Here is a 23897-nt window from a genome sequence, read left to right as displayed (position 1 = left end):
AATTATTAAAATGTTACTTCTACTTTTTCTCCAGTTGCAGACACTGCAAAGACTTGAACTTTAGTTCCTAAGTTTCCATTTACAGTAAAAGAGGAGGCTGGAGATACAAAACATAATTTACCGTCCGAATAAACTTCGTAAACTGCTACATTCCTCCAATTGATCATTATAATTTTTTGACCTTCTCTTTGAGCAGTACCTTTTATAATGCCACTATTACCTGTATAACAATCAATATTGACATCGGTGATATATTCCACAACTTTCGTTGGTTGGGAAAATCCGAATGCAGCAATACGCTTTTGGGTATCATCGACCATTTCTTCAGTCACTACAAATTGCTTTTCCCCATAATCATTTTTTATAATATCTACCGGTTCGAAAAAGCCCCATCGGGTGAAGAATTTGGTTAAATCTAATTGGGCCGCTTCACAAGCTAAAACAGTAAATTCCAGCTGGCTTTCTCCTGGAGTCGCCTTATCTGAACGAGTACGGACCAACTCATACAAATCCTTATAGAAGTCCTCGTTCCCCATAGCCTTGGTGTACAGATACAATTGCCAAAATGGAATCAATTGATTTAATTCATCCACCTTGTCGTCTTTCACAACATGCGGACGACGTTGTGTGAAGAAGGCTGATAGCCCTTTCTCATATATGGTATATGTTTTCCCATTATACAAATCAAGTAGGCGAGAGGGATTTCCAAAGGAGGTTTGTACATATAGTGAGTGAATATTATTTGTCACCTCTCCCATTCCATGCCAACATAACCCCGGTTTAGTCTGATTAGAATGTCCGACCTCATGTGCCGGTCCCCAAATTGATTGTATAAATTGGCTAATGTCACACATCATGTTCATTGTGCTAGCAACATATCCTGTATGATTAGCAGCAGAATACATATAACTATCATTATACATGACAGAAAAACAAACATGATTCGGATCCATTCGATCATATTTTTCCAGCCCCATAAATTGTTGCTCAAGTAATACCAACCTGTCATAAGCATCTATTAAAGCCTTACCATCCGGAGTGTTTGCCTTGAACTTGTCTACTGGAAAGATCAAATGAGCTTTCTCACCAAGCACATCAAAATGCGGTCCTACTGCAGCATTTAACAAACGGTTCCAATCAGAAGGTTGGTGTTTTCCGGAGTCAAAATATCCGTTTACTTGTCCTGACGGGATATGTATCTTTATTGGTAATGCATTCCTATACTCAGGAGTGTGGTAATAAATGTAGACCAATCCGTCTGTATCCGCCATAAAACGATTAATCCCTTCCGACAAAGGATAAGAATAGTTATTACTAAATCCATCCCCTCCAGGTACATTCAAATTTAAGATTCGAGCCGAAAGCTGATATCCATGACTGTCTCCTACCAATACTACGACTTCTTTTCCTTTATTTACAAAAATTCCAGTCGGATTATCCAGTAAGTCGTGTTCAGCACTTGTCTTGTTTTCTTTACGGAATAATTCCGGATGTGGATAAGCTTTATACTCCTGAATACGAAAATCACGCGGATATTTATTTATAGAGAGATAAAAAGCAACATTACGGAAAAGCGGATCAGGGCATGCATCTATATCCTTTTCGGTAACTCCTGGTTTTAACTCAGAACACGTAATATCCGTAAACAAGTTAAGAGGATCATAATTATCCGGATTCTGACGATAAAACTCCATTTCTTTTATTACAAGATATTTACCCGATGACTCTGTAACCTCAAATTTAATCCCTTTCGGATTAATAATCGGGTTGGGAAATTTAATAAGTGCCACAGTACTTCCGGATAAGTCGACATCCATTAACTTTGTGTATTCCGGTTCTGCCTCAGTAGATACAAATATCTCTGCTTTTTTTAATATATTACTACTCGCTGAATGACAAACGCAATAATCAATTCTAGGTTGTTCCGTAAATTCAAAAGTTAATGTCAACGGCCAATTATTAGGAAAAGCATCTTCTGATGTATTGGAATGATATCCGGTCTCTTTACTTCCATCATAAGTCCTATGAAAACCTGAAGACCCCAACTGAGATACTTTACCCAAAGAATTTACTGCACTACCTGTGGAAACCGGAACTAATAGATCACCTTGAATATTAGATTCACCACTTTCATATCCTCCTAAAGCCTCTTGAGATATAATTAACTCTGAAAATAAATCACTTGCTTTATCTTTTACCGTAATAGTTCCCGTACGCTTTTCCCCTTTATTACGTTGAATAAAATATGTATGATCTGTAGTCACATATTCTGCCGTGCGGGTAGTGACCGGCAATGTGATCCAATCAACAGTCGGTATTATTTCAAACTCTACATTTGCTGTTACTGTAAACTCTATTTTTCCTCCTTCCGCAGTAAAAGTTTTCATCATAGGAGAAAGTAAAATACCTTTATCCGTTCCCAATTGACGTACAGTTATTTTCTCCGATAACTCTGCTGCCTTTACGGTAATAATCGTGCTCCGCTGTTCTTTTCCCGTATTGGGGGTAACAGAGATAGTAAGTTTGTGATTCCCCGGATTAATGTCAGGAAGAATTCTGCACCACCCCTTACCATTACTCTCTACAGTAGCGCTCCATTCTGCTTGATTGGTCGTAATTACAATCGTTTGCGATTCTCCATTCTCCTTGAAATCTACAAATTCTTCAACTATTTCTAATGTAGCAGTACTAGTTCCTTTATCATTTTCATCGGAACAGGCGCTTACCACTGCGCATAAAGAGAATAGCATAAAAAAAAAGAATATTATTTTTTTCATGATATAGATATAATATGAATGTTTTAGTAAGGAGGATGTATTAAATACATCCTCCTTAAAGATATGCTATAGACCCATTTATTCTTCGGTAGCTTCCGGATCATAAAAATAGTGTTCTACATTGTAAACACGAAACTCCGCCATTGAGAAATTCACTTTACCCGTATGGGTCTTCTTTACATGAAAACGAAGATAATTGAACTCGAAAGGAGCTTCATATACATCAGAAGAATATGCCGCTGATGCAGCTTCAGGTAACCCGTCGGCCACTGTTGTCAATGTTTTTACCTGAGTCCATTCATCGTCTTCATTTACCTTGACAGAACATTCTATCTCCGCCGGAAAACTACCAGCACTTCTATTTATATACGAAAACTTCAAATACTTCTGAGATTTCGGATATACAATATCCAAATAGTAGGTTGTTCCTGCAGGTACTCCAGAATATGCAGTATTCAAGAAAGTACTAGTATTGTTATCAAGCAAGCGTTCCGGACCATTATTGTCACCAATACAACTAGACTGCGGAATAGTAGTAACACCATCGGGCTTAAACCCTCCCAAAGTCAAATTATCAATTGTAATAGTCAACTCCGTAGATGTTTTTTCATCAATAACCGGAGCTCGTTCTGCAACTCCAGAAATCCGTTGTATCACTCCTGGCGTAAAAGTTGTACTAAAAGGTTGTACCTCGAACTCATATTCGCCATATCTTTTGAGGGCATTATCTATCGTAAATGAGTTACTGAATCTACTGGCTGTCTTTTTGACATTTTTCTTTACAGCCGGATCATAATATCGTATCTCAACCAAACGAGTCATATTATCATCTTCTTCACCAGCATACTCCCATGTTAACGTAATGGAACCGGGAGCACTTTGTGTTGTTAAGTTCTGAATTTCAGTAGCGGCAATACTTTCTTCATCGTCAGAATTACATGCTGCAACGATCAATCCTAAACTGAGGAGGGGTAGTATATATTTTATTACTTTCATTTTATAGAATCTTTATGTATAACAATTATTCGTCATATCCCGGATTTTGTACCATATTGGGATTCTTATTAATCTCACTGATAGGAAGCGGCATTAAATAATGAGCCGGAATAAAACGACGCTGCACATCTACTGATACCGGTTTGGCAAATTCTGTTATAGTTGTAGCCTGGACAGAAAGTCCTTTCGGCTGTTCACCTAACGTCTCTGCTATTCCCCAGCGACGTATATCCCAGAAATTATGATTTTCAAGATAAAGTTCGATTAAGCGTTCCTGATGAACTATTTCCCTCAATTTATCTTGTGTAAGCTCTGCAATTCCATCCCAAGAAACTTCCACTTTAGGTATACCGGCTCTTTCGCGGACATAATTCAAATATTTCTTTGCTTCTGTCAAATCATTACATTCCACACAAGCTTCTGCATAGTTTAGATAAAGCTCTGCCAAGCGGACCATAGGCCACGGATAATCTATCACTTTAAAGCCAGTAGATTTAGAGGCACTTGTTCCCGGATGAGTACCTTTCTTATTCAGATAACCGGTTTTCGTTCCATACTTATTATCGTTGGTCAGCCCCATATTCTGTCGTTTCATAAATTGTACCAGTTGCTTATACTTCTTATCTTTTCCCCTTTTCCATTTTGGCGCATATGAAAACTCTTCTCTATCATCTTCTCCCGATACCTCATAATAGCCGTTGTGAAAAGCAATCCAAGCATAAAAGCGAGGTTCTCTGCCCATGTTCAACTTAAGACTTTCTCCTTCTCCATTTATATCCTTCTCTTCAACCGGAAAGTTGGCCACTTCATAGCGGTTAGGATAATCGTAAGCTGGATCTTCGTCTATCGGAAGTCCGTTTTTAGTATAGAAGCGTTCTATTTGCCTCAATGTAGGCGCCAAGCCACCGTAAGCAGTAGTACTTAAACGAGGAATAGACTTACCTTGAAGACCATAATTATAACTTTCCTTTTTGCAGAATGCCCAAATTACCTCCGGAGTATTGTCTTTATCAACAAACGTAAAACGTAAAGAACGTTGTGTCAAATCTGTCGGTTCGGGATAGTTAGGCAAAGAGTTTACGTTAGCTTCATACAAGTCATAGTTTGCCTCCGGCTCCCTAGCCCAGTCTATTGCCTCCTTACAAGCTTGAGCAGCTATCACCCATTTGTTTGGGTCGTAAGTGGTACTGATTAACTGAGTTCCATCCGGATTCTTAAAATCAGCATATAAAGATTTAAATTGTTCGCCACCATTGAATTGCGGTGAAGCCGCATACAGCAACAGTCGTGCACGGATAGCCATAGCTGCCACACCAGTAGCTCTTCCATAATCAATTCCCGTACGGCGCATCGGCAAGCGTCCCGCCACATTCTTCAATTGATCCGTAACCCATGCCACGCACTCATCATACGAATTTCGTCCTAACAGTGCTTCCGGAGAATCAGAGGATGTAACATCCGGAAGTTCTTTCACCAAGACTGCGGGACCGTAGGTACGTAAAAGAAAAAAATGATAGAAAGCAATTAAGAAATCTGCTTCCGCATCATAAGCAGCTTTCAATTCGTCACTCAGCCCTGGCACGCTTCCCAAATTCTCTTTAAGCAAATAACATTGGCGGATGCCTTTAAACAAATCGTGCCAATAATTAATATAAGGATTGCTTGGTGTATAATTACCTTGTGCAAATTTTCCGAACGTTTCATGCTCCCAAGGAGTGACAACATCATCCCCCGTCATCAAATCCAAACTGTAAGAACCGTCTCTGGGATCGGGAATATAAGAATAGCAAGAATAAAGATAACGTTCAGTTAACTGAGGATTCTTGAATGCATCTTCTTCTGTAGGTTTCTCATCAGGCACAATATCCAGATAATTACAAGAGCAACATACAAAGACACATAGAAGTATCAAGTATTTATCAATAAGTTTCATATCTATTATATTTAAAGGTTATTTTATAGTCATCTGAAAACCAATATTAAATACACGTTGGGTCGGGTATTTTAGTCCATTACCACCACCTTGTTCGGGATCCCATAATTTAAACTTGGAGAAAGTCAGCAAATTAGAACCGCGTAAGTATAAGCGCATAGATTTAAAGGTATATCCAATTTCTGCATTCTTCAATTTCAAGAAAGCACCATCTCGCTCCCAATATGTAGAAGTCGCAGAATTATTAGCACTTCTCTCAATAGTTAAACGTGGATATTTCGCAAATATGTTTTGATTTTCAGGACTCCATCTGTCATCGGCAATGAATGTCTGTACGTTCTTGTTATCTGTCATTGTGCCGAAAGGTTGCAGACCACTCATAAACAAAGAAGTCTTGGCCACTCCCTGAAAGAAGAAAGATAAATCAAAACCTTTATAATGAAATGACGGTCCAAATCCGTAAACAATTTCAGGAGTAGTCGGATTGCCAATAGGCACCATGTCATTTTTATCAATAATATCATCATATACTCCATATACATTAGGCTGATTGACATATTTTATGTCACCCGGGCCAACAGTACCTCCAATCAACTGGGACGGGTGATTATTTATCTCAGCCTGATCAGCAAACAGATAATCAGATACGTATCCCCATTGTTGAGAGGTACTGTAACCAATTCTGGAAAGATTAGCACGATCTCCTACAGATTCTTCGTATGCCCTGATCTCATTGTGTGCATAGGTGAATGTTCCTTTGAATGTCATACTAAAGTCTTTGTTGAACTGATGACCGAAATCAATAGAAGCGTCAATTCCTTGATTCCGTACGGCTGCACTATTTACATAGTAGCTAGTCCCGTATACTCCTAAATAAGAAGGAATAGTCGCCTTCGTCTGGAAAATATCTGTTCGGTCTTCACGAAATACATCCACCGTCAAATTTAGATTATTAAACAATGTCATATCCAATCCAATATTATACTTCTTTCCAACTTCCCAACCTAAATCATAATTGGCAAAACGTTTATATGACGGGCCTGTCAATGTCCTGTCCATATTAATGCCAGTCGTAAAAGCAGGACTTCCCGTTAAATCAACATCAGCTAAATAGGCAAAACGTTGTCCGCCAATATTACCATTACCAACTAATCCGTACGAAGCTCTGACTTTCATTCTGGAAATTACGTTTCTCAATGGTTGAAAGAATTTTTCTTCACTAATATTATATCCGACAGCTATAGAAGGAAAGAGACCGAAACGATTCCCCTTCGCAAAATTTTCAGAGCCGTTGTATCCCAAGTTTACTTCAGCCAAATAACGTCCATCGTATGCATACGATGCTCTGGCTGCAATTCCTTGACGACGAGTCGGAAGAGCCACTAATAAGTCTGTTCCCGGATTATTATTCATATATTCATCCTGATTATAAATCAGCAAAGCCCCCACATCATGCTTTCCGAATGTACGATTGTATTCTAACATCGCTTGTAAGTAAATACGCCGATCACCAGTATTGCTACTTTTTGTTTTAAGCTCAGTTCCTACTTCAGCACCTTCCTGAATCACCTCCATATTATAGGTACCATCATCATTGAGAGACCAGTTATTAACAGTAAACTTATTCCAATCAGAATATCGGGTCTGAACAGATTGGCTGAAATTCTTTAAAGAAGCCATAGCCTTAAAAGTCAAACCATCCACCAAGAAATCCAATTTTTGGTCAAAATTCAATGAAGCTGTTACCGTACTCTGAAACGTATCATCATATCCATTTACCATTGTCGCTAATGGATTTACTGCAGTATTCGTAGGTACTCCCCATTTAATATAAGAAGTTGTTCCATCATCCGGAAACATAATCGGAGCATCTACAGGATTTGTATTCATTACGCTAGAGAACAAACTACTTGTACTTTCATTCGGACCACGTTTATCTACCAACATTACGTTCAATCTCAAAGATAATTTGGATGTTTTACCCAAACGTGCATTGATATTGTTCTGAAAAGAATAGCGCATTCGACTGATATTGTTATCGAATGAAAAGAAATCTTTAGAACGACTTTTCAGCATACCACTCTCATGCCCTACAGAGATGCTGGAAAAATAATCCACCTTTTTACCACCACCCCGAATATTAAAATTGAATGTTTCACTGAACGAACGGTCCTTAAACATCTCACCATACCAGTCAACATTCGGGAAAATATAAGGATTCAGGCCTTGGCGGGTTCCGTCAATACGTTCTTGTGTATAAGCTTCTTTTCCTGCCGGCTGATTACGTACAGCCTCATTATAAAGTTCCATAAAAGTAACGCCATCTACAAACTCAGGTATGCTGGTAGGCGTAGACATGCTGGCTTCCATACGAAAATTAATAATCGGTTTATCCAAAGCAGCGCCAGACTTAGTCGTCACAATCATCACACCATTAGCACCACGCATACCATACATTGCAGTTGCTGTTGCATCCTTCAGAATTGAGAATCCATCAATGACTTCCGGGTCAAGAGCATTCAAGTCAGTTGTAGTTGATTCAATACCATCAATAATGATCAGCGGAGAAGTACTTGCACTACCAAGTGTAGAGACACCACGAATCCAAAAGTTAGCGCCATCAGCTCCCGGTTCACCACTACGTTGCACAGCAATCACACCGGCCAAACGTCCGGCAAAAGAAGTGGAAAGATTAGACGCAGGAACTTTCAGATCGGCCGGTCGTATAGATTGTACTGAACCTACCATACTAGCCTTTTTCTGTCCGGTTCCGTATGCTGTAACCACAACTTCCTCTAAGTTTTTGGCATCTTCTTGTAATGTAATAATAATATTCTGGCGGTTTCCTACTTTTATTTCCTGTGTAGCGTAACCAATGTAAGAAACTATCAAAATTGAATTTTCTGATGGAACCGACAAATTATAAAGCCCATCCATATTGGTAGTAGTACCTATGGTTGTTCCTTTTACTTTGATAGTCGCACCGATAATAACATCTCCTTTATCGTCTTTGACAAGTCCCTGAATCAGTTTGTTCTGCCTTGACTGCTGAGGAACTTCTTCCGACCGTTCCAATCCTTTCTTTAGGACAATCTGCCGATCATTTATTTCATATACAACAGATGTTCCTTTCAGCACTTGCTCAAGTATCTGTTCTATACTCTGTTTTTCTACTTTCACAGAGACTTTCTTAGATGTATCGAGCAGATCTGTACGATACATAAATATAAACTCACTATGTTTTTCAATGTATTGAAAAATCGTTTTAATAGAGGTTTGTTTAAATTCAAAAGAGAATTTTTGATTTTGTGCATATACGGAATTGCTCGAATAACTCCACACTGAAGTCAATAGAAATCCCAGTACAAACATAATTTTCGTTAATCGATTCATTATGATTGCGTTTTTCAACTTTTTTTCCATAATTTTGTAAGATTGATATAATACCAGTAACTCGGTGTTTTTCACTTTATCCGGGTAATATGTGCAGTATTACTCGGATTTTCTAATTAGGCAAATCTTTTCATGTTATCATACGTATTCCTTTTTTAAGATTAAACATTCGGTTTTAAAATCTATTGTACAATTTTCTCCAGAGGCTTTAGCATGTAGGCACTCTCTTGCTTCAAGAAAGAGAATCCTCCTGTAGCAGATATTCTTTTCAATGCTGCTTCTATGCCACACTCCAAGTCTATTTTACCTGCTATCTTTATAGTTGAAATATCATCTGTACAATCAATATCAACTCCATAATATCGACCCAGTTTGGCTAAAATTACATTCAACGGATCATTATTCAGAGACAATATTCCTTTAGTCCAAAGTACGTATTCTTCCGCATTTACAGAAGACTCTTCGATCAGACCATCAGACAATATTGTAGCTTTATTATCAGGTGAAAGAACCAGTTCCTTACCCGATTTGCTTTTCACATTTACTTTACCACGTACTAAAACAACTTCTGCATTTTCAAATGTGCCGCTATAAGCCTTTATATCAAAAGCAGTCCCTAATACTTGTACGTCAAATTGTGCCGTTTTCACAATAAAAGGAGCAGATTCATCTCGTTTCACATCAATAAAAATTTCTCCATCTACAAAGATTTCACGTCTGTTTTTCTCAAAACGTTTAGGATAAATCACTTTCGTACCCGCATTAATATGCAAACTAGAACCATCAGCAAGAATCAAACGGGTATATTTACCTTTAGGAACAATAATCTGGTCGTATAAATCTTTTGTAGTATTCTTAGATACCTTTTCTTCATCTACACTCACAATTCCCTCTTGTGAATAAGCTACTGTAGCCCCCTTCTTTACATGATGAACTTCTTTCTCAGAGACAATCAAACGAATATCCTCTCCTTCTATAGATTCATTAGACATTCGTGCTGCTATCACGGAAATATCGGACTTATTATTAAAAGAATACCATTCAATTCCCAACCATATACACCCTATAAAAGCAGCTGCAGAAGTAATTGCCACAAGTATATATCGTTCTTTCCTTCTTTGTTTTTTCTTTTCAACTCCTTCTTTTATTTTACTCCATACTTCAACTATTTCCTTTTGAGAAGGAACTTCGTTTTGCATCTTGAAATAATCTATAAGATTGCGTACAGTATTCCTGATATCTATTTTACTATATTTCATTTTTATCCTCTTTTATAATTAGAATGGAATTAAAAGAAAAACCTACTCACTTTTACAGCATTTTTTTTGCAGAAAAAAACAATAGAGTCAGAAAAAGGATATATCTATATAATAATCAACAAATTACAAAGAAAATATTTTTTCCCTTTCAAAGAGATAATATTATTTTAAGAAAAAACAATTGCCATACACCCAAAAAGTATTCGTCTTGAGTTACTAGAGTGCGCAGTTTAGTTAAAGCCCGGCTAGACAAATTCATAGACGATTGTATGTTCATATCCATAACATCCGCTATTTCCTTATATGAGAGTTCCTGCACGTAACGTAAATAAAGAACTGTTTTTTGATTCGGAGATAACTGTGAGATTGCCACCAAAAGACGACGGGCCAGTTGCAGATCATGATCATTCTTAGGAAATAACTGTTCAAATAGATCTTCATTGAGCGGAATATGAAAAACTGAGTCATCTAATGAATCCGCTTCTTTATTAGTTGCTAATTTATAGGTGAGATTATTTCTTAAAGCTTTTAATAGATAAGAACGGACTGTTATGTTTGTCACATTAATGTGAGTATTCTGATATAAGTTTATAAAAAGATCCTGGATACAATCTTTGACCAATTCTTTATCTGTACTGCATCTCAAACCATAATTCAACAGAAGAGAATAATATCTTTGATAAAGTATTTCCAATGCTTTTTGATCGCCTTTTATCAAAAGGCCCCACAAAGCAATATCATCCATTTCACTAGAGGCAGCCATGCTTTTCATTTTCTATAGACATAGCGCAAATATACTTTAAATATTCAAAGATTAAAAAAAATCCTATTTTTTTATGAGAAAAATTACTCGTTGAAATACTCAAAAACCTTCCAATAAGTGGGATAGAAGTGCATCGTGTCCGATAACAGTGAAAATCAGTGAAAGAATTTAAAAGAGAAACAAATGCAATAGAATTATTTGGAAGAAATACAATGAAGGCTTACATTTGTCATGTGATTTTTTTCATAGTATTAGATTTAAGGTTAACAAAGGTTGGAGCAAAGCGTTGCTCCTTTTTTTATGTTTATGACAAACTAAGCTAATAATTGATACATTCCTCCCACCAATACACGAATTACACCTTTCATTTCAAGTTCGAAAAGAATTGCATTCATTTTCTGTACAGGAATATCTGCTTCAACAACTAATGTATTAATCTGTAAATCTCCTTGTTTCTCCAGAATATCAACCACCTTTTGCTCGTCCTCGGATAAGTCAAGGAAAAGACTGCGTTGCACATTTTCCACTTTCGCCGGATGAGCAGCAATATCCCAACCCATTGCCGATACAAAATCTTCTGCCGAAAGAAGTAAAGAAGCCTTATTATCCCGAATCAGTTGGTTACAACCTTTGGAATATTCATCATTCAGGCGTCCCGGGAAAGCAAAGCAGTCCCGGTGATAGCCTTCTGCAAGTTCGGCAGTGATTAACGAACCACCCTTCTCGGCAGACTCAATAACAATTGTAGCGTCACACATACCGGCAACGATACGGTTGCGGCTGACAAAGTTATGGCGGTCGGGATTCGTTCCGGTCAGGAATTCAGTTAACAGCCCACCATTATCAAGCATATCAATAGCTGTCTTTCGATGCACATAGGGATAGATGCGATCCAAGCCATGAGCAAGAACTCCTACCGTAGAAAGCTGATTGGCTAATGCTGCACGATGAGCGTTTATATCGACTCCATAAGCCAAGCCACTGACTACCAAGACATCAGGGCACAGTACTTTCAGATCGTGCAAAAAAGAAGCACAGATACGGGTTCCATAATCAGTAGCATGACGAGTACCTACCATATTAACGACACGGAGGGCATTCAAATCTGTATTTCCTTTGAAGAAAAGAACAACGGGAGCATCCTCACACTCTCTCAATCGGGAAGGATACTCCTCGTCGGTTATGGTCAGGCAACGAATATTATTCTTCTGAACAAAATCAAATTCCTGCTTCGCACGGTCAATGGCTTGCGGGCAATCCAACGCATTCACTACACGCCGACTTATTCCCGAAACACATTCAAGAAGTGCCTCGCGGTTATGGAATATGAACCCGGCACTTCCCGCCTCGTCCATCAAATGTTTCGCTCCAATATGCCCGATACCGGGCACCATTGTCAAAGCAATACTATAAATTTGTTCTTCTTCGGAGCTATTCATTTCAGGTAAGGTGCAAAGACGTTATCAAACAATTCGCTGTCACTCAAACGTCCATTTACTACACATACCGTTTCAACAGTGGATTTCACTACTACTTTATTATCACTTTTCCGGAAAATATCCTGATAGAACACATACTTAATGCCTTCTTTCTTCATATATAGCTTGGATACAAATTCATCTCCACTCTTCAACGGAGTTTTGAAAGCCATATTGATACGTGCTACTACGGGATCGACTCCCTGCTCATGAAGCGCTGCAAAGCTAACGCCGACCGAGGTCAGAAATTCATGCCGGGTATGTTCCAGATAATGCTGATAGTTGGCATTATTGACAATACCTTGAAGGTCGCATTCATAATCACGCACCTTCATTTCCAATTCATAGATATAGTTCATTTATCGTGAATTAAAGATTAGAGAATAATGACCGGAGCTAGCCTCTTTTCTGTTCGATATCCAGCCCTTTAAACTTTTTCAGTTCTTCGGTAGATACCAGTTTATACAGTTTGTCACTCGGACGTATCTTATCCGACTTCATAGAGAAATGCTGCCCTTTCTTTACGGTCTGCACCGGTTCCAGATCAACACGCGCTTCATCCAATGTCATAAAAACAGCGCCGGTAGTCGGTCCTGTAATCAACAGTTTGTCGCCTACGCTAACCTCGGCAGCTTCAACCAAAAACTCGGAGACTCCGATGTTAGAGAAGTATTTGATCCCTTTTCCCACGTAAATCTTACGTTCCGTTGCCGCCGATCCATAATTGCGGGTCCATTCTCCCAAACGCTGTCCGAGATAGTAGCCGTCCCAGAAACCACGGTTGAAAACGGTCTTCAGGCGTTCATCCCATGCTGCAATCTTTTCATCAGTAAAGGTATCTTCCAGATAGGCTTTGATAGCTTCTTTGTAGCATTCCACCACTGTGCGCACATACTCAGGTCCACGGGCACGACCTTCAATCTTGAACACACGCACACCTGCATCCAACATCTTATTCATAAAATGAATAGTTTTCAGGTCTTTCGGCGACATGATATATTCGTTATCAATATCCAATTCCACATCCGTTTCCTTATCACGAACGGTATAAGAACGACGACACACCTGCATACAAGCACCCCGGTTGGCAGAATGGTTCATCTCATGCAAAGAAAGATAGCATTTACCCGAAACAGCCATACAGAGCGCACCATGACAGAACATTTCAATACGAAGCTGTTCGCCACTCGGACCGCAGATATGTTCTTCCTGTATCTGCCGGTAAATCTCCGCTACCTGTTCCAGATTCAATTCACGGGCCAGTACCACTACATCAGCAAACCGGGCATAGAATTTCAACGCTTCTGCATTGGAGATATTCAGCTGGGTGGAAAGATGCACCTCCTGCCCTATCCGGCGGGCATAGTCCATCACTGCAACATCAGCCGCAATCACAGCCGAAATTCCCGCTTCCTTAGCCGCATCGACAATCGTATGCATTAAAGGAATATCTTTATCATAGATAATGGTGTTCACCGTCAGGTAGCTTTTCATCCCGTGCTCATCGCACGTGCGGGCTATTTCCCGCAAGTCATCAATCGTGAACGTATTGGCCGAACGGGCACGCATATTCAAGTTTTCTATACCGAAATAGATAGAATCGGCACCTGCCTGAATGGCCGCAGCTAGAGATTCGCGCGAACCTACAGGAGCCATAATTTCAAAATCTTTCAAACTAAGACTCATAGAATATATACTTATTTGTATCAGTTAAGCAAATGAATGCGTACAAAGGTAGGCTTTTTTCCGTATTTTTGCAGCGAAAAGAAGAAGTTACTTCAATCATAAACAGCAAATAACAAAATCGTATATGAAGATTAACCATATAGACTTGGGAAAACATCCTATCCTGCTTGCTCCCATGGAAGACGTGACCGACCCGGCTTTCCGCCTGATGTGCAAAAAGTTCGGAGCGGACATGGTATATACTGAATTTGTATCGAGTGACGCACTGATACGTGCTGTCAGCAAGACAGCGCAGAAGTTAAACATCAGTGATGAAGAACGTCCCGTCGCCATTCAGATATACGGCAAAGATACGGAAACCATGGTGGAAGCCGCAAAGATTGTGGAACAGGCACAGCCTGATATTTTGGATATTAACTTCGGATGCCCGGTGAAAAGAGTGGCCGGAAAGGGTGCCGGAGCAGGAATGTTGCAGAATATCCCTCAAATGCTGGAGATTACCCGTGCTGTAGTGGATGCGGTAAAAATCCCCGTAACGGTGAAAACCCGTCTGGGGTGGGACGCCAACAACAAAATTATCGTAGAGCTGGCAGAACAGTTACAGGATTGCGGTATTGCCGCATTAACCATACACGGTCGTACCCGTGCACAAATGTACACCGGAGAAGCGGACTGGACGCTGATAGGAGAAGTAAAAAATAATCCGCGGATGCATATCCCGATCATCGGCAACGGGGATGTGACAACGCCTCAACGCTGCAAGGAGTGTTTCGACCGTTATGGAGTGGACGCTGTTATGATAGGCCGTGCCAGCTTCGGCCGTCCATGGATATTTAAAGAGATGAAGCATTATCTGGAGACAGGCGAGGAACTGCCGCCACTAAGTTTTGAATGGTGTATGGAAGTCCTCCGCCAGGAAGTGATTGACAGTGTAAACCTACTCGACGAACGCAAAGGTATCTTGCACGTGCGCCGTCACTTGGCTGCAAGCCCGTTATTCAAAGGAATCCCTAATTTCCGTGACACCCGCATCGCTATGTTACGTGCCGAGACCAAAGAGGAGCTGTTTCAGATATTTAATGAAATACTCACCAACAGAGAAAGTAGCCCGAAAAATTAAATACGATATTTATAGCATTGCATCCTTGAAGATAGTATTATGGAGCAATGCTATTTTATTTGAACATCGGTTGCGCAAACCACTTTTTAAACATCCAAGTTACCACCACATACAACAAGAATGCGGAGAAAAAGCCTACAATAGCATCAATGACATAATGAGCCTGAATATATACAGTAGCTCCACAAAGCAGCATATAGAAAGGTATCAGGCAAGCAAACAGCTTCTTACTGCCCCGCCATGCCATAATCATCAGAATGGTAGAAATGCCGACATGCGAACTTGGAAATGCGGCCGTAGGCCGTTCGCCCACTTGTTGGGAGCCTTCCACTAAACTATAAAAGAACCCATGCTGATAGCCCGGACCGGGAAGCAATTCCTGATGATGATTGAAATAATCACCGATAGCCGGAAAAATTCCTTTAGAAACATTATCAAATCCAATGGCAGGAAAATAGAATTGAGGTCCTGCAACAGGTACGAATATATATATCAGATAATAGATAAAGAAGGAAGTGACAAGCACAAAAGACATCTTTTCAAACCACTCGAACCTATAAATGAAATAGAATAACGCCACAATCAACATCATCGGATAATAGAAGAAATATCCCATATTGAACGCCTCACTGACCAGAAGATGCGGGAACGTATGACAAAACCAGATAGCAGGTTGCCCATTAAAAATAAACTGTTCGGTGATAGCGAAGACATGATCCAGATTCGGAAAGAACCGGTTGAACTCGAAAGTATCCGGATACCAGTAAGAAAGCAGGCTCATCTGAATGACGATGCGTACAAACGCCGAAAACTTACAGGGAGCAAGCCGGTAGAGATACATCAACAGAAAAGTCATTGCAGCAATCATAGCCCTATCCAGCAACATGTGCCATGGATGATCCATTCGCTGAAACAGGAATAGAATCAAAATGGAGGTCAACAGATTATAAATCAATGTAATCTTCTCCACAGCAAACAACCCTTTCCGGGTTTCTACTCGCTTAAATAAGTCTAAAGCCATCCTTCGTTTTTATACCAGGCAATGGTTTCATGGACTCCCTTTTCCAAATCATATTCGGGCGCATATCCCAGTTCATTAATTGTCGGGATGATGTCACATTGCCAATTGCGTTGTTTCATTATCTTATATTTATCCGAATTTAGTGTACTGCTCTTTCCGGAACGTGTAGCAATAAATTCAGCGAGCAAAGATATAACTTTTAGCACAATTAACGGACATTTCAGATGAAGAACAAACGGATTACCCAATTCTTTTTGTATCAGGTCCGAAAACGCACGACTCTTATACACATTCCCGTCTGTCAGGAAATACGTTCTACGGGTAACATTTTTCTCTATTCCCAGGAAAATAGCTTGCACAATGTCTTTCACATAAACAAAAGTAAGGTCTTGACGCCGGAAACCCACTGAGAAATCAACATGCTTCTGAATAGATTTCGCCATAAGGAAATAATCTGTTTCACGAGGTCCGTAAACTCCCGTAGGACGATAAATGACATAAGGAAAACCGGGAATACTCTGAATATACAGTTCCGCTTTCAGTTTACTGAACCCATAAGCCGTATTGGGTGCCGGAGTATCATCCGCCTCAATCGGAGTATAATCCTTCTCACGTACAGGACCGAATACACTCAACGTGCTGATATATATAAACTGCTTCGGAACCATATTCAACGCTTTCAGCGTGTCTATAAAATATTTAGTCTGGAGATAATTGACATAATCAAAAGTTTTTTTGTCAGAGCATTTGGTGACACCGGCACAATGAATGATATAATCAAACTTGTTATAAGTACCTTTATACCCGGAGAGTTGGGCACGAAGTTCATTAGGATGCGCAAAGTCCAGTTCCAGAAAATGAATCTTCCGGTTTTTTAAATATTTCTTACTGCTCGTAGAACGAATCCCTGCCCACACACCAAACCTTCGTTTCAACGCTTCCTCTACGATGAAACTTCCTATAAAACCGCTTGCGCCCGTAATTAAAACACTCTCCATTATTACTCTCTAGGTTCTGCGTGAATATTAATAAAAGTACCTCACTAAACATTTTCTTGATAATGCCACAAAGATACAATAAATATAAAACAAAAGCCATTTTGCTTTTCTCAATTATTATTTGTCGCACTCAACCCGTTGAAAAAAACCGATACCCTTTAAATACCACTTAAATACAACGATAAAATTATGAGTTATCCCCAACTTTGTAATATACCTTATCAGAACCAACCTGACCTATTACGGAAAATCAAATACAAGACTGCAAAGTTATTTTTCTTTCCTCAAAGTTTCGATAAGGAAAATATTCCTATATCTTTGTAACTAGATATTTTTAAAAGACTACATTATGGCGAAAAAGAAAGAAAAGAAAGAGAAGAAAGCCGGCAAGAGAATGAGTAAAAAACAGTTAGCCGCGCTATTGATAGACTTTTTCCATGCCAAACAAAGCGAGACGCTGAGCATGAAATATATTTTCTCAGAGTTACATCTCACCACTCACCCGCAGAAAATGCTATGCGTCGATATTCTTCACGAAATGCTGGATGATGACTATATCAGCGAAATAGAAAAGGGAAAGTTCCGTCTCAACAATCATGGAACAGAGATGACCGGCACCTTCCAACGGAAAAGTAACGGAAAGAATTCCTTCATCCCCGAAGGAGGGGGCGATCCTATCTTTGTGGCCGAACGCAACTCGGCCCATGCGATGAACAACGACAAAGTAAAGATCACCTTCTACGCCAAACGTAAAAACAAGGATGCCGAAGGGGAAGTAATAGAAATACTGGAACGTGCCAACGATACATTTGTCGGTACACTGGAAGTAGCCAAGTCGTATGCTTTTCTGGTGACGGAAAACCGTACACTTGCCAATGACATCTTTATCCCGAAAGAAAAGCTGAAAGGTGGTAAAACCGGAGACAAAGCAATTGTGAAAGTGACCGAATGGCCGGACAAGGCAAAAAATCCTATCGGACAAGTCATTGATATACTTGGCAAAGCCGGTGAAAACACTACGGAGATGCACGCCATTCTTGCCGAATTCGGTTTGCCTTATGTCTATCCGAAGTCGGTAGAGACAGCGGCAGACAAGATTCCCGCCGAAATTTCAGCCGAAGAGATTGCCAAACGTGAGGACTTCCGCAAAGTTACCACTTTCACTATTGACCCGAAAGATGCCAAAGACTTCGACGATGCACTTTCTATCCGCAAATTGAAAGAAGGATTGTGGGAAGTAGGTGTACACATCGCCGATGTGACGCATTACGTGAAAGAAGGAGGAATCATTGACAAAGAGGCAGAAAAACGCGCCACTTCCGTCTATCTGGTGGACCGCACCATTCCGATGCTTCCCGAACGATTGTGTAACTTCATCTGTTCCCTCCGCCCGAATGAAGAAAAGCTGGCTTTCTCCGTAATCTTCAATATTACCGAAAAAGGTGAAGTCAAGGATTCACGCATCGTTCATACGGTTATCAACTCCGACCGCCGCTTTACTTACGAAGAGGCACAGCAAATTATCGAGACAAAAGAAGGAGACTTCAAGGAAGAAGTACTCACACTGGATACTATCGCCAAAGCACTTCGCGAAAAACGTTTCTCAGCAGGAGCTATCAACTTCGACCGTTACGAAGTGAAGTTCGAGATCGATGAGAAAGGGAAACCTATCAGCGTTTACTTCAAGGAGTCAAAAGACGCCAATAAGCTGGTAGAAGAATTTATGTTGCTTGCCAACAGAACCGTAGCCGAAAAGGTAGGACGTGTGCCGAAGAATAAGAAAGCCAAAGTGCTCCCTTACCGTATCCACGACCTGCCCGACCCGGAAAAGCTGGAAAACTTGTCGCAGTTCATCGCCCGTTTCGGCTATAAAGTACGTACAAGCGGTACAAAAACAGATATTTCAAAGTCTATTAACCACCTTCTGGACGATATTCATGGTAAGAAAGAAGAGAATCTGATTGAAACAGTTTCTATCCGTGCCATGCAGAAAGCGCGTTACTCTACGCATAACATCGGCCACTACGGACTGGCATTCGAATATTACACTCACTTCACCTCACCGATCCGCCGTTTCCCGGATATGATGGTACATCGTCTGTTGACGAAGTACATAAACGGAGGACGCAGCGTATCAGAAGCCAAATACGAAGACCTCTGCGACCACAGTTCGAACATGGAGCAAATAGCTGCCAACGCTGAACGCGCTTCTATCAAATATAAACAGGTAGAATTTATGAGCGAACGCTTGGGGCAGATTTACGATGGCGTAATCTCCGGTGTAACCGAATGGGGACTCTACGTAGAACTGAACGAAAATAAATGTGAAGGTTTGGTGCCCATCCGCGATCTGGATGATGATTATTACGAATTTGACGAGAAGAACTATTGCCTTCGCGGACGTCGTAAAAACAAGATATATAGTCTGGGAGATGCTATTACCGTTCGCGTAGCACGTGCCAACCTTGAGAAGAAACAATTGGATTTTGAATTAATAGAAAAATAAGTTCACCACAAAGGGGAAGCTAACAACCATTATGAAAACCTTTATCATCGAAGACAAACAAAGAATCGAGTCTATTATTCTTCATTGTGACGTTTGTTTTGTAGGTATAGTCGATATGGAAGGTAATCCATACGTAGTTCCGATGAACTTCGGTTATGAAGACGGCATTATCTATCTCCACTCCGGGCCCGAAGGCAGTAAAGTGGAAATGTTGGAACACAATAATAATGTCTGTATCACTTTTAGTCTCGGACACAAGCTTGTCTATCAGCACGAAAAAGTGGCTTGCAGTTACAGTATGCGTTCTGAAAGTGCGATGTGTCGCGGAAAAGTAGAGTTCGTTGAAGACATGGAAGAAAAACGTGGCGCATTGGACATTATCATGTGTCATTATACGAATAATGAATTTAATTACTCCGATCCGGCTGTCCGTAATGTTAAAGTATGGAAAGTACCGGTAGACCGGATGACGGGAAAAGTATTCGGCCTGCGAGCTGATGAAAAGCCATAGATATGAAAAAATTAGTATGTGGACTTACCTTGTGTCTGTCTGTCGGCAACATCTTTGCCGGCAGTACAAAAGACATATACAAGAAGAATTGGATTGACTTTAATAAGAACGGAGTCAAGGACGTATACGAAGACCCTGCCGCTCCTATTGAAGCCCGTGTTGCGGATTTGCTGTCGCAAATGACGCTGGAAGAGAAAACCTGCCAAATGGCTACTTTATACGGTTCGGGGCGGGTATTGAAAGATGCATGGCCCACTGCCGAATGGTCAAAGGAAATCTGGAAAGACGGTATCGGGAATATTGACGAACAGGCGAACGGATTGGGTAAATTCGGTTCCGAGCTTTCTTATCCGTATGCCAACAGTGTAAAGAACCGCCACGAAATACAACGCTGGTTTGTAGAACAGACACGGTTGGGCATTCCCGTTGACTTTACCAATGAAGGAATACGCGGATTGTGCCACAATCGGGCTACCATGTTTCCTGCCCAATGCGGACAAGGTGCCACGTGGAACAAGAAACTGATCCGAGAAATTGCGAAAGTCACTGCTGATGAGGCAAAAGCGCTCGGATATACCAATATTTACGCCCCGATTCTGGACATTGCCCAAGACCCGCGCTGGGGACGGGTAGTAGAGAGTTATGGCGAAGATCCTTATCTGGCAGGCGAACTGGGAAAACAAATGATTCTCGGTCTGCAAGCCGAAGGACTGGCAGCCACTCCGAAACATTTTGCCGTCTATAGTATCCCGGTTGGAGGACGTGATGGAGGTACACGTACCGACCCGCACGTGGCTCCGCGTGAGATGAAGACTCTTTATTTGGAACCCTTCCGCAAAGGAATTCAGGAAGCAGGAGCCTTAGGGGTAATGAGCTCTTATAATGATTATGACGGAGAACCCGTCTCCGGGAGTTATCATTTCCTTACTGAAATTCTGCGTCAACAATGGGGGTTCAAGGGATATGTAGTATCGGACAGTGAAGCAGTGGAATTCCTGCATACAAAACACCGCATTACCCCGACTGAAGAAGAAATGGCGGCACAAGTAGTAAATGCAGGACTGAATATCCGCACCAACTTCACCCCGCCACAAGATTTTATCCTCCCTTTACGCCGTGCAATCAGCGAAGGAAAAATCTCTTTGCATACCCTCGACCAACGTGTAGGTGAAATCTTACGTGTCAAATTTATGTTGGGGCTTTTTGATAATCCGTACCCAGGTGATGATCGTCATCCAGAAACAGTAGTACACAATGCCGCTCATCAGGAGGTATCTATGAAAGCGGCTTTAGAGTCTATTGTTCTTCTGAAAAACGAGAATCAGATGCTTCCGTTGTCCAAGAGCCTCAACAAAATAGCAGTTATCGGTCCGAATGCAGAAGAAGTGAAGGAACTGACGTGCAGATACGGCCCTGCCCATGCTCCTATCAAGACTGTATATCAGGGAATCAAAGAATATCTGCCTAATGCAGAAGTCAGCTATGCAAAGGGATGTAACATCATTGACAAGTATTTCCCAGAAAGTGAATTATACAATGTTCCTTTGGATACACAGGAACAAGCTATGATTAATGAAGCAGTAGAACTGGCAAAAGTTTCGGACATCGCTATTCTTGTATTAGGCGGAAATGAGAAGACGGTTCGGGAGGAATTTTCCCGTACCAGCCTCGATCTCTGCGGGCGTCAGCAGCAATTGCTGGAAGCTGTATATGCAACAGGAAAGCCAGTAGTTTTGGTAATGGTAGACGGAAGGGCAGCAACAATCAACTGGGCCAACAAATACGTTCCCGCTATTGTGCATGCCTGGTTCCCCGGTGAATTTATGGGGAATGCTATTGCTAAAGTCCTTTTCGGAGATTACAATCCGGGCGGTCGCCTGGCTGTAACTTTCCCGAAGTCAGTAGGACAGGTTCCATTTGCATTTCCATTCAAACCCGGCTCCGATTCAAAGGGGAGAGTCCGTGTAGACGGAGTTCTTTATCCTTTCGGATATGGGTTAAGTTACACTACTTTTGAATATTCAGCCTTGAAGATCTCCAAACCGGTTATAGGTCCACAAGAAAACATGACCCTTTCGTGTATCGTAAAGAATACCGGGAAAAGAGCTGGAGATGAAGTAGTTCAGCTTTATATTCGGGATGATTTCAGCAGTGTGACTACCTACGACAAGGTGTTACGTGGCTTCGAACGTATTCATTTGCAACCGGGAGAAGAACAGACAATCAGCTTTACCCTTACTCCTCAAGACTTGGGGTTATGGGACAAGAACAATCAGTTTACGGTAGAACCGGGTAGTTTTTCAATAATGATAGGAGCTTCATCACAAGATATACGGTTGAAAGGAAGTTTTGAAGTGCAATAAACCCCAATCAATAATATAAATCCATAAGAACCGGTAATAATTTTGTTTTCCTCACTAAAAAGTGAAACAGAAATTATTACCGGTTCTTCAGATTTCTATTTTCATCTATCAGTTCAACAGATTGATTCTATTAAAGTTTACTGACTTCACTATCTATATAGTCTGCTCTATTCCTTAACCACGTCTTCAACTCTTTCACTTTTGTATCGAATGAACGAGTATTTTCCCATAATTCACTATTCCTTTCCACAGAGGGTTTAAGCATTACAGCATAATCATCTACATATTGTAACAATGCATCTAGCTTATTATTCTTGAAATCTTGCCAAGTTCTCTTATATATCGCTTTCACACGGCTATCTTGTAGAAAGCGTTGGAAAAATGCCGTACCGACTCCATTCATGCTACTTGAAAATAACGGTGTGTTGTAACGTCCAAAATGATTACTCGTACCTTCATAATCATACGCCCAATCAAAATCCCAGATAGGTCCCATTACATACTTGCCATTTCCTTCTTTATGGAGAAAAACACTTTTAGGATGATTTATCTCCATGTTGTGTACCAAGTTAAAGGTTATCAGAAATTTGGCAACCGATTCAATATCAATCATGTCTACATAGCTATTTCCTTCTAACGGTTCTTTTGCAAATTGTGTCGTGAATGCATTAAAGTCCTTCTTCCAATATTCAAATTGCTCTGTGGTCAAATCAGGGTCTTTCACCATTACAGGAAGGTTAAATGCAGTCGATTTAAACTTAGGCTCATCATCCCAATAAGAATCAAGTTCCCACATGACACTGTTGTTTTCATCCAAATCTACACGGTTTTCTTTAACCTCTATCTGTTCGGTCAACAAGTAAGAACCTTTATAAATTCCGTTTAAAACCACATCTACAGGAATTGCATGATTGGTAAAAGGAAGTTCCAGCAGCCGACCTATCTTGAATGCAACCGAGTTAAGCATTAATGTAGGATCAAGATGATTTGCCAACAACACATAATTCTTGGCTTTCCCCAAACCACAGATCTCTGCTTTCTTATTAAGTTTCAGTCGATAAGGCTTTTTAGGATATCCCCACGTTGAATTGCC

Annotated in this window: 16 protein-coding genes; 4 read left to right on the top strand and 12 right to left on the bottom strand. The window is 40.5% G+C overall.

All coding sequences use genetic code 11. The features are described from left to right. Positions 1-5: 5 nt before the first annotated feature. The 9 genes from BHV72_RS03820 to BHV72_RS03780 form a co-directional block, all read right to left on the bottom strand. Positions 6-2777 (bottom strand): M60 family metallopeptidase, encoded by a 2772-nt coding sequence (locus tag BHV72_RS03820; RefSeq protein ID WP_122295345.1) that lies wholly within the window; start codon positions 2775-2777, stop codon positions 6-8. 78 nt (positions 2778-2855) lie between these two features. Continuing rightward, on the bottom strand, positions 2856-3773 hold the full coding sequence (locus tag BHV72_RS03815) for a hypothetical protein (RefSeq protein WP_122264891.1): 918 nt from the start codon (positions 3771-3773) through the stop codon (positions 2856-2858). A gap of 25 nt (positions 3774-3798) precedes the next feature. Then, positions 3799-5706 (bottom strand): RagB/SusD family nutrient uptake outer membrane protein, encoded by a 1908-nt coding sequence (locus BHV72_RS03810; RefSeq protein ID WP_122295346.1) that lies wholly within the window; start codon positions 5704-5706, stop codon positions 3799-3801. Positions 5707-5724: 18 nt separating this feature from the next. Next, positions 5725-9099, bottom strand: coding sequence for a TonB-dependent receptor (locus BHV72_RS03805; protein WP_122295356.1), 3375 nt, complete (start codon positions 9097-9099; stop codon positions 5725-5727). A gap of 182 nt (positions 9100-9281) precedes the next feature. After that, on the bottom strand, positions 9282-10358 hold the full coding sequence (locus BHV72_RS03800; RefSeq protein ID WP_286854799.1) for a FecR family protein: 1077 nt from the start codon (positions 10356-10358) through the stop codon (positions 9282-9284). 148 nt (positions 10359-10506) lie between these two features. Beyond that, the gene (locus BHV72_RS03795; RefSeq protein ID WP_122264888.1) at positions 10507-11121 is read right to left on the bottom strand and encodes an RNA polymerase sigma factor; all 615 of its coding nucleotides are present in this window, start codon (positions 11119-11121) and stop codon (positions 10507-10509) included. Positions 11122-11435: 314 nt separating this feature from the next. Further along, the gene (dprA, locus tag BHV72_RS03790) at positions 11436-12560 is read right to left on the bottom strand and encodes a DNA-processing protein DprA (RefSeq protein ID WP_182317062.1); all 1125 of its coding nucleotides are present in this window, start codon (positions 12558-12560) and stop codon (positions 11436-11438) included. After that, positions 12557-12958: an acyl-CoA thioesterase gene (locus tag BHV72_RS03785; protein WP_005676709.1), complete on the bottom strand. Its 402-nt coding sequence runs from the start codon at positions 12956-12958 to the stop codon at positions 12557-12559. The genes dprA and BHV72_RS03785 overlap by 4 nt, the downstream gene beginning before the upstream one ends. A gap of 37 nt (positions 12959-12995) precedes the next feature. Further along, on the bottom strand, positions 12996-14285 hold the full coding sequence (locus BHV72_RS03780; protein ID WP_005676710.1) for a peptidase U32 family protein: 1290 nt from the start codon (positions 14283-14285) through the stop codon (positions 12996-12998). A 124-nt stretch (positions 14286-14409) separates the two neighbouring features. Here BHV72_RS03780 and dusB point away from each other — a divergent pair, with 124 nt between their 5' ends. After that, positions 14410-15405: a tRNA dihydrouridine synthase DusB gene (gene dusB / locus BHV72_RS03775; RefSeq protein ID WP_005676711.1), complete on the top strand. Its 996-nt coding sequence runs from the start codon at positions 14410-14412 to the stop codon at positions 15403-15405. Positions 15406-15460: 55 nt separating this feature from the next. On the opposite strand, the gene BHV72_RS03770 is transcribed toward dusB, so the two are convergent. After that, entirely contained in the window at positions 15461-16426 is a 966-nt protein-coding gene (locus tag BHV72_RS03770; RefSeq protein ID WP_005682013.1) for a phosphatase PAP2 family protein, read from the bottom strand. After that, complete coding sequence (locus BHV72_RS03765; RefSeq protein WP_286854795.1) at positions 16417-17424, bottom strand: NAD-dependent epimerase/dehydratase family protein; 1008 nt, start codon at positions 17422-17424, stop codon at positions 16417-16419. Before BHV72_RS03765 ends, BHV72_RS03770 begins: the two co-directional genes overlap by 10 nt. Before the next feature lie 349 nt (positions 17425-17773). Here BHV72_RS03765 and rnr point away from each other — a divergent pair, with 349 nt between their 5' ends. From rnr to BHV72_RS03750, 3 genes are read left to right on the top strand one after another with little or no spacing between them, the layout of a single operon-like run. Next, positions 17774-19930 carry a ribonuclease R gene (rnr, locus tag BHV72_RS03760; protein WP_005676714.1) on the top strand — a complete coding sequence of 719 codons (2157 nt, stop codon included), beginning with the start codon at positions 17774-17776 and terminating at the stop codon, positions 19928-19930. Positions 19931-19961: 31 nt separating this feature from the next. Then, positions 19962-20441, top strand: a complete 480-nt coding sequence (locus BHV72_RS03755; protein ID WP_005676715.1) for a pyridoxamine 5'-phosphate oxidase family protein — start codon at positions 19962-19964, stop codon at positions 20439-20441. 2 nt (positions 20442-20443) lie between these two features. Next, on the top strand, positions 20444-22804 hold the full coding sequence (locus BHV72_RS03750) for a glycoside hydrolase family 3 N-terminal domain-containing protein (protein ID WP_122264886.1): 2361 nt from the start codon (positions 20444-20446) through the stop codon (positions 22802-22804). A gap of 130 nt (positions 22805-22934) precedes the next feature. Here BHV72_RS03750 and BHV72_RS03745 read toward each other — a convergent pair. Continuing rightward, positions 22935-23897, bottom strand: a 963-nt coding sequence (locus tag BHV72_RS03745; protein ID WP_286854790.1) for a CotH kinase family protein, incomplete at its 5' end; no start/stop codon positions are given.

The sequence above is a fragment of the Bacteroides sp. 43_46 genome (assembly GCF_001915455.1).
In the GTDB taxonomy this organism is placed as follows: domain Bacteria; phylum Bacteroidota; class Bacteroidia; order Bacteroidales; family Bacteroidaceae; genus Bacteroides; species Bacteroides caccae.
Note: the sequence above shows the minus strand (reverse complement) of the source record. Positions and strands in the feature narration are given on the sequence as shown.

Excerpts from the sequence above, each read along its gene's own strand:
- BHV72_RS03820 (WP_122295345.1), bottom strand. The coding sequence starts at position 2,777 with ATGAAAAAAATAATATTCTTTTTTTTTATGCTATTCTCTTTATGCGCA.
- BHV72_RS03815 (WP_122264891.1), bottom strand. The coding sequence starts at position 3,773 with ATGAAAGTAATAAAATATATACTACCCCTCCTCAGTTTAGGATTGATC.
- BHV72_RS03810 (WP_122295346.1), bottom strand. The coding sequence starts at position 5,706 with ATGAAACTTATTGATAAATACTTGATACTTCTATGTGTCTTTGTATGT.
- BHV72_RS03805 (WP_122295356.1), bottom strand. The coding sequence starts at position 9,099 with ATGAATCGATTAACGAAAATTATGTTTGTACTGGGATTTCTATTGACT.
- BHV72_RS03800 (WP_286854799.1), bottom strand. The coding sequence starts at position 10,358 with ATGAAATATAGTAAAATAGATATCAGGAATACTGTACGCAATCTTATA.
- BHV72_RS03795 (WP_122264888.1), bottom strand. The coding sequence starts at position 11,121 with ATGGCTGCCTCTAGTGAAATGGATGATATTGCTTTGTGGGGCCTTTTG.
- dprA (WP_182317062.1), bottom strand. The coding sequence starts at position 12,560 with ATGAATAGCTCCGAAGAAGAACAAATTTATAGTATTGCTTTGACAATG.
- BHV72_RS03785 (WP_005676709.1), bottom strand. The coding sequence starts at position 12,958 with ATGAACTATATCTATGAATTGGAAATGAAGGTGCGTGATTATGAATGC.
- BHV72_RS03780 (WP_005676710.1), bottom strand. The coding sequence starts at position 14,285 with ATGAGTCTTAGTTTGAAAGATTTTGAAATTATGGCTCCTGTAGGTTCG.
- dusB (WP_005676711.1), top strand. The coding sequence starts at position 14,410 with ATGAAGATTAACCATATAGACTTGGGAAAACATCCTATCCTGCTTGCT.
- BHV72_RS03770 (WP_005682013.1), bottom strand. The coding sequence starts at position 16,426 with ATGGCTTTAGACTTATTTAAGCGAGTAGAAACCCGGAAAGGGTTGTTT.
- BHV72_RS03765 (WP_286854795.1), bottom strand. The coding sequence starts at position 17,424 with ATGGAGAGTGTTTTAATTACGGGCGCAAGCGGTTTTATAGGAAGTTTC.
- rnr (WP_005676714.1), top strand. The coding sequence starts at position 17,774 with ATGGCGAAAAAGAAAGAAAAGAAAGAGAAGAAAGCCGGCAAGAGAATG.
- BHV72_RS03755 (WP_005676715.1), top strand. The coding sequence starts at position 19,962 with ATGAAAACCTTTATCATCGAAGACAAACAAAGAATCGAGTCTATTATT.
- BHV72_RS03750 (WP_122264886.1), top strand. The coding sequence starts at position 20,444 with ATGAAAAAATTAGTATGTGGACTTACCTTGTGTCTGTCTGTCGGCAAC.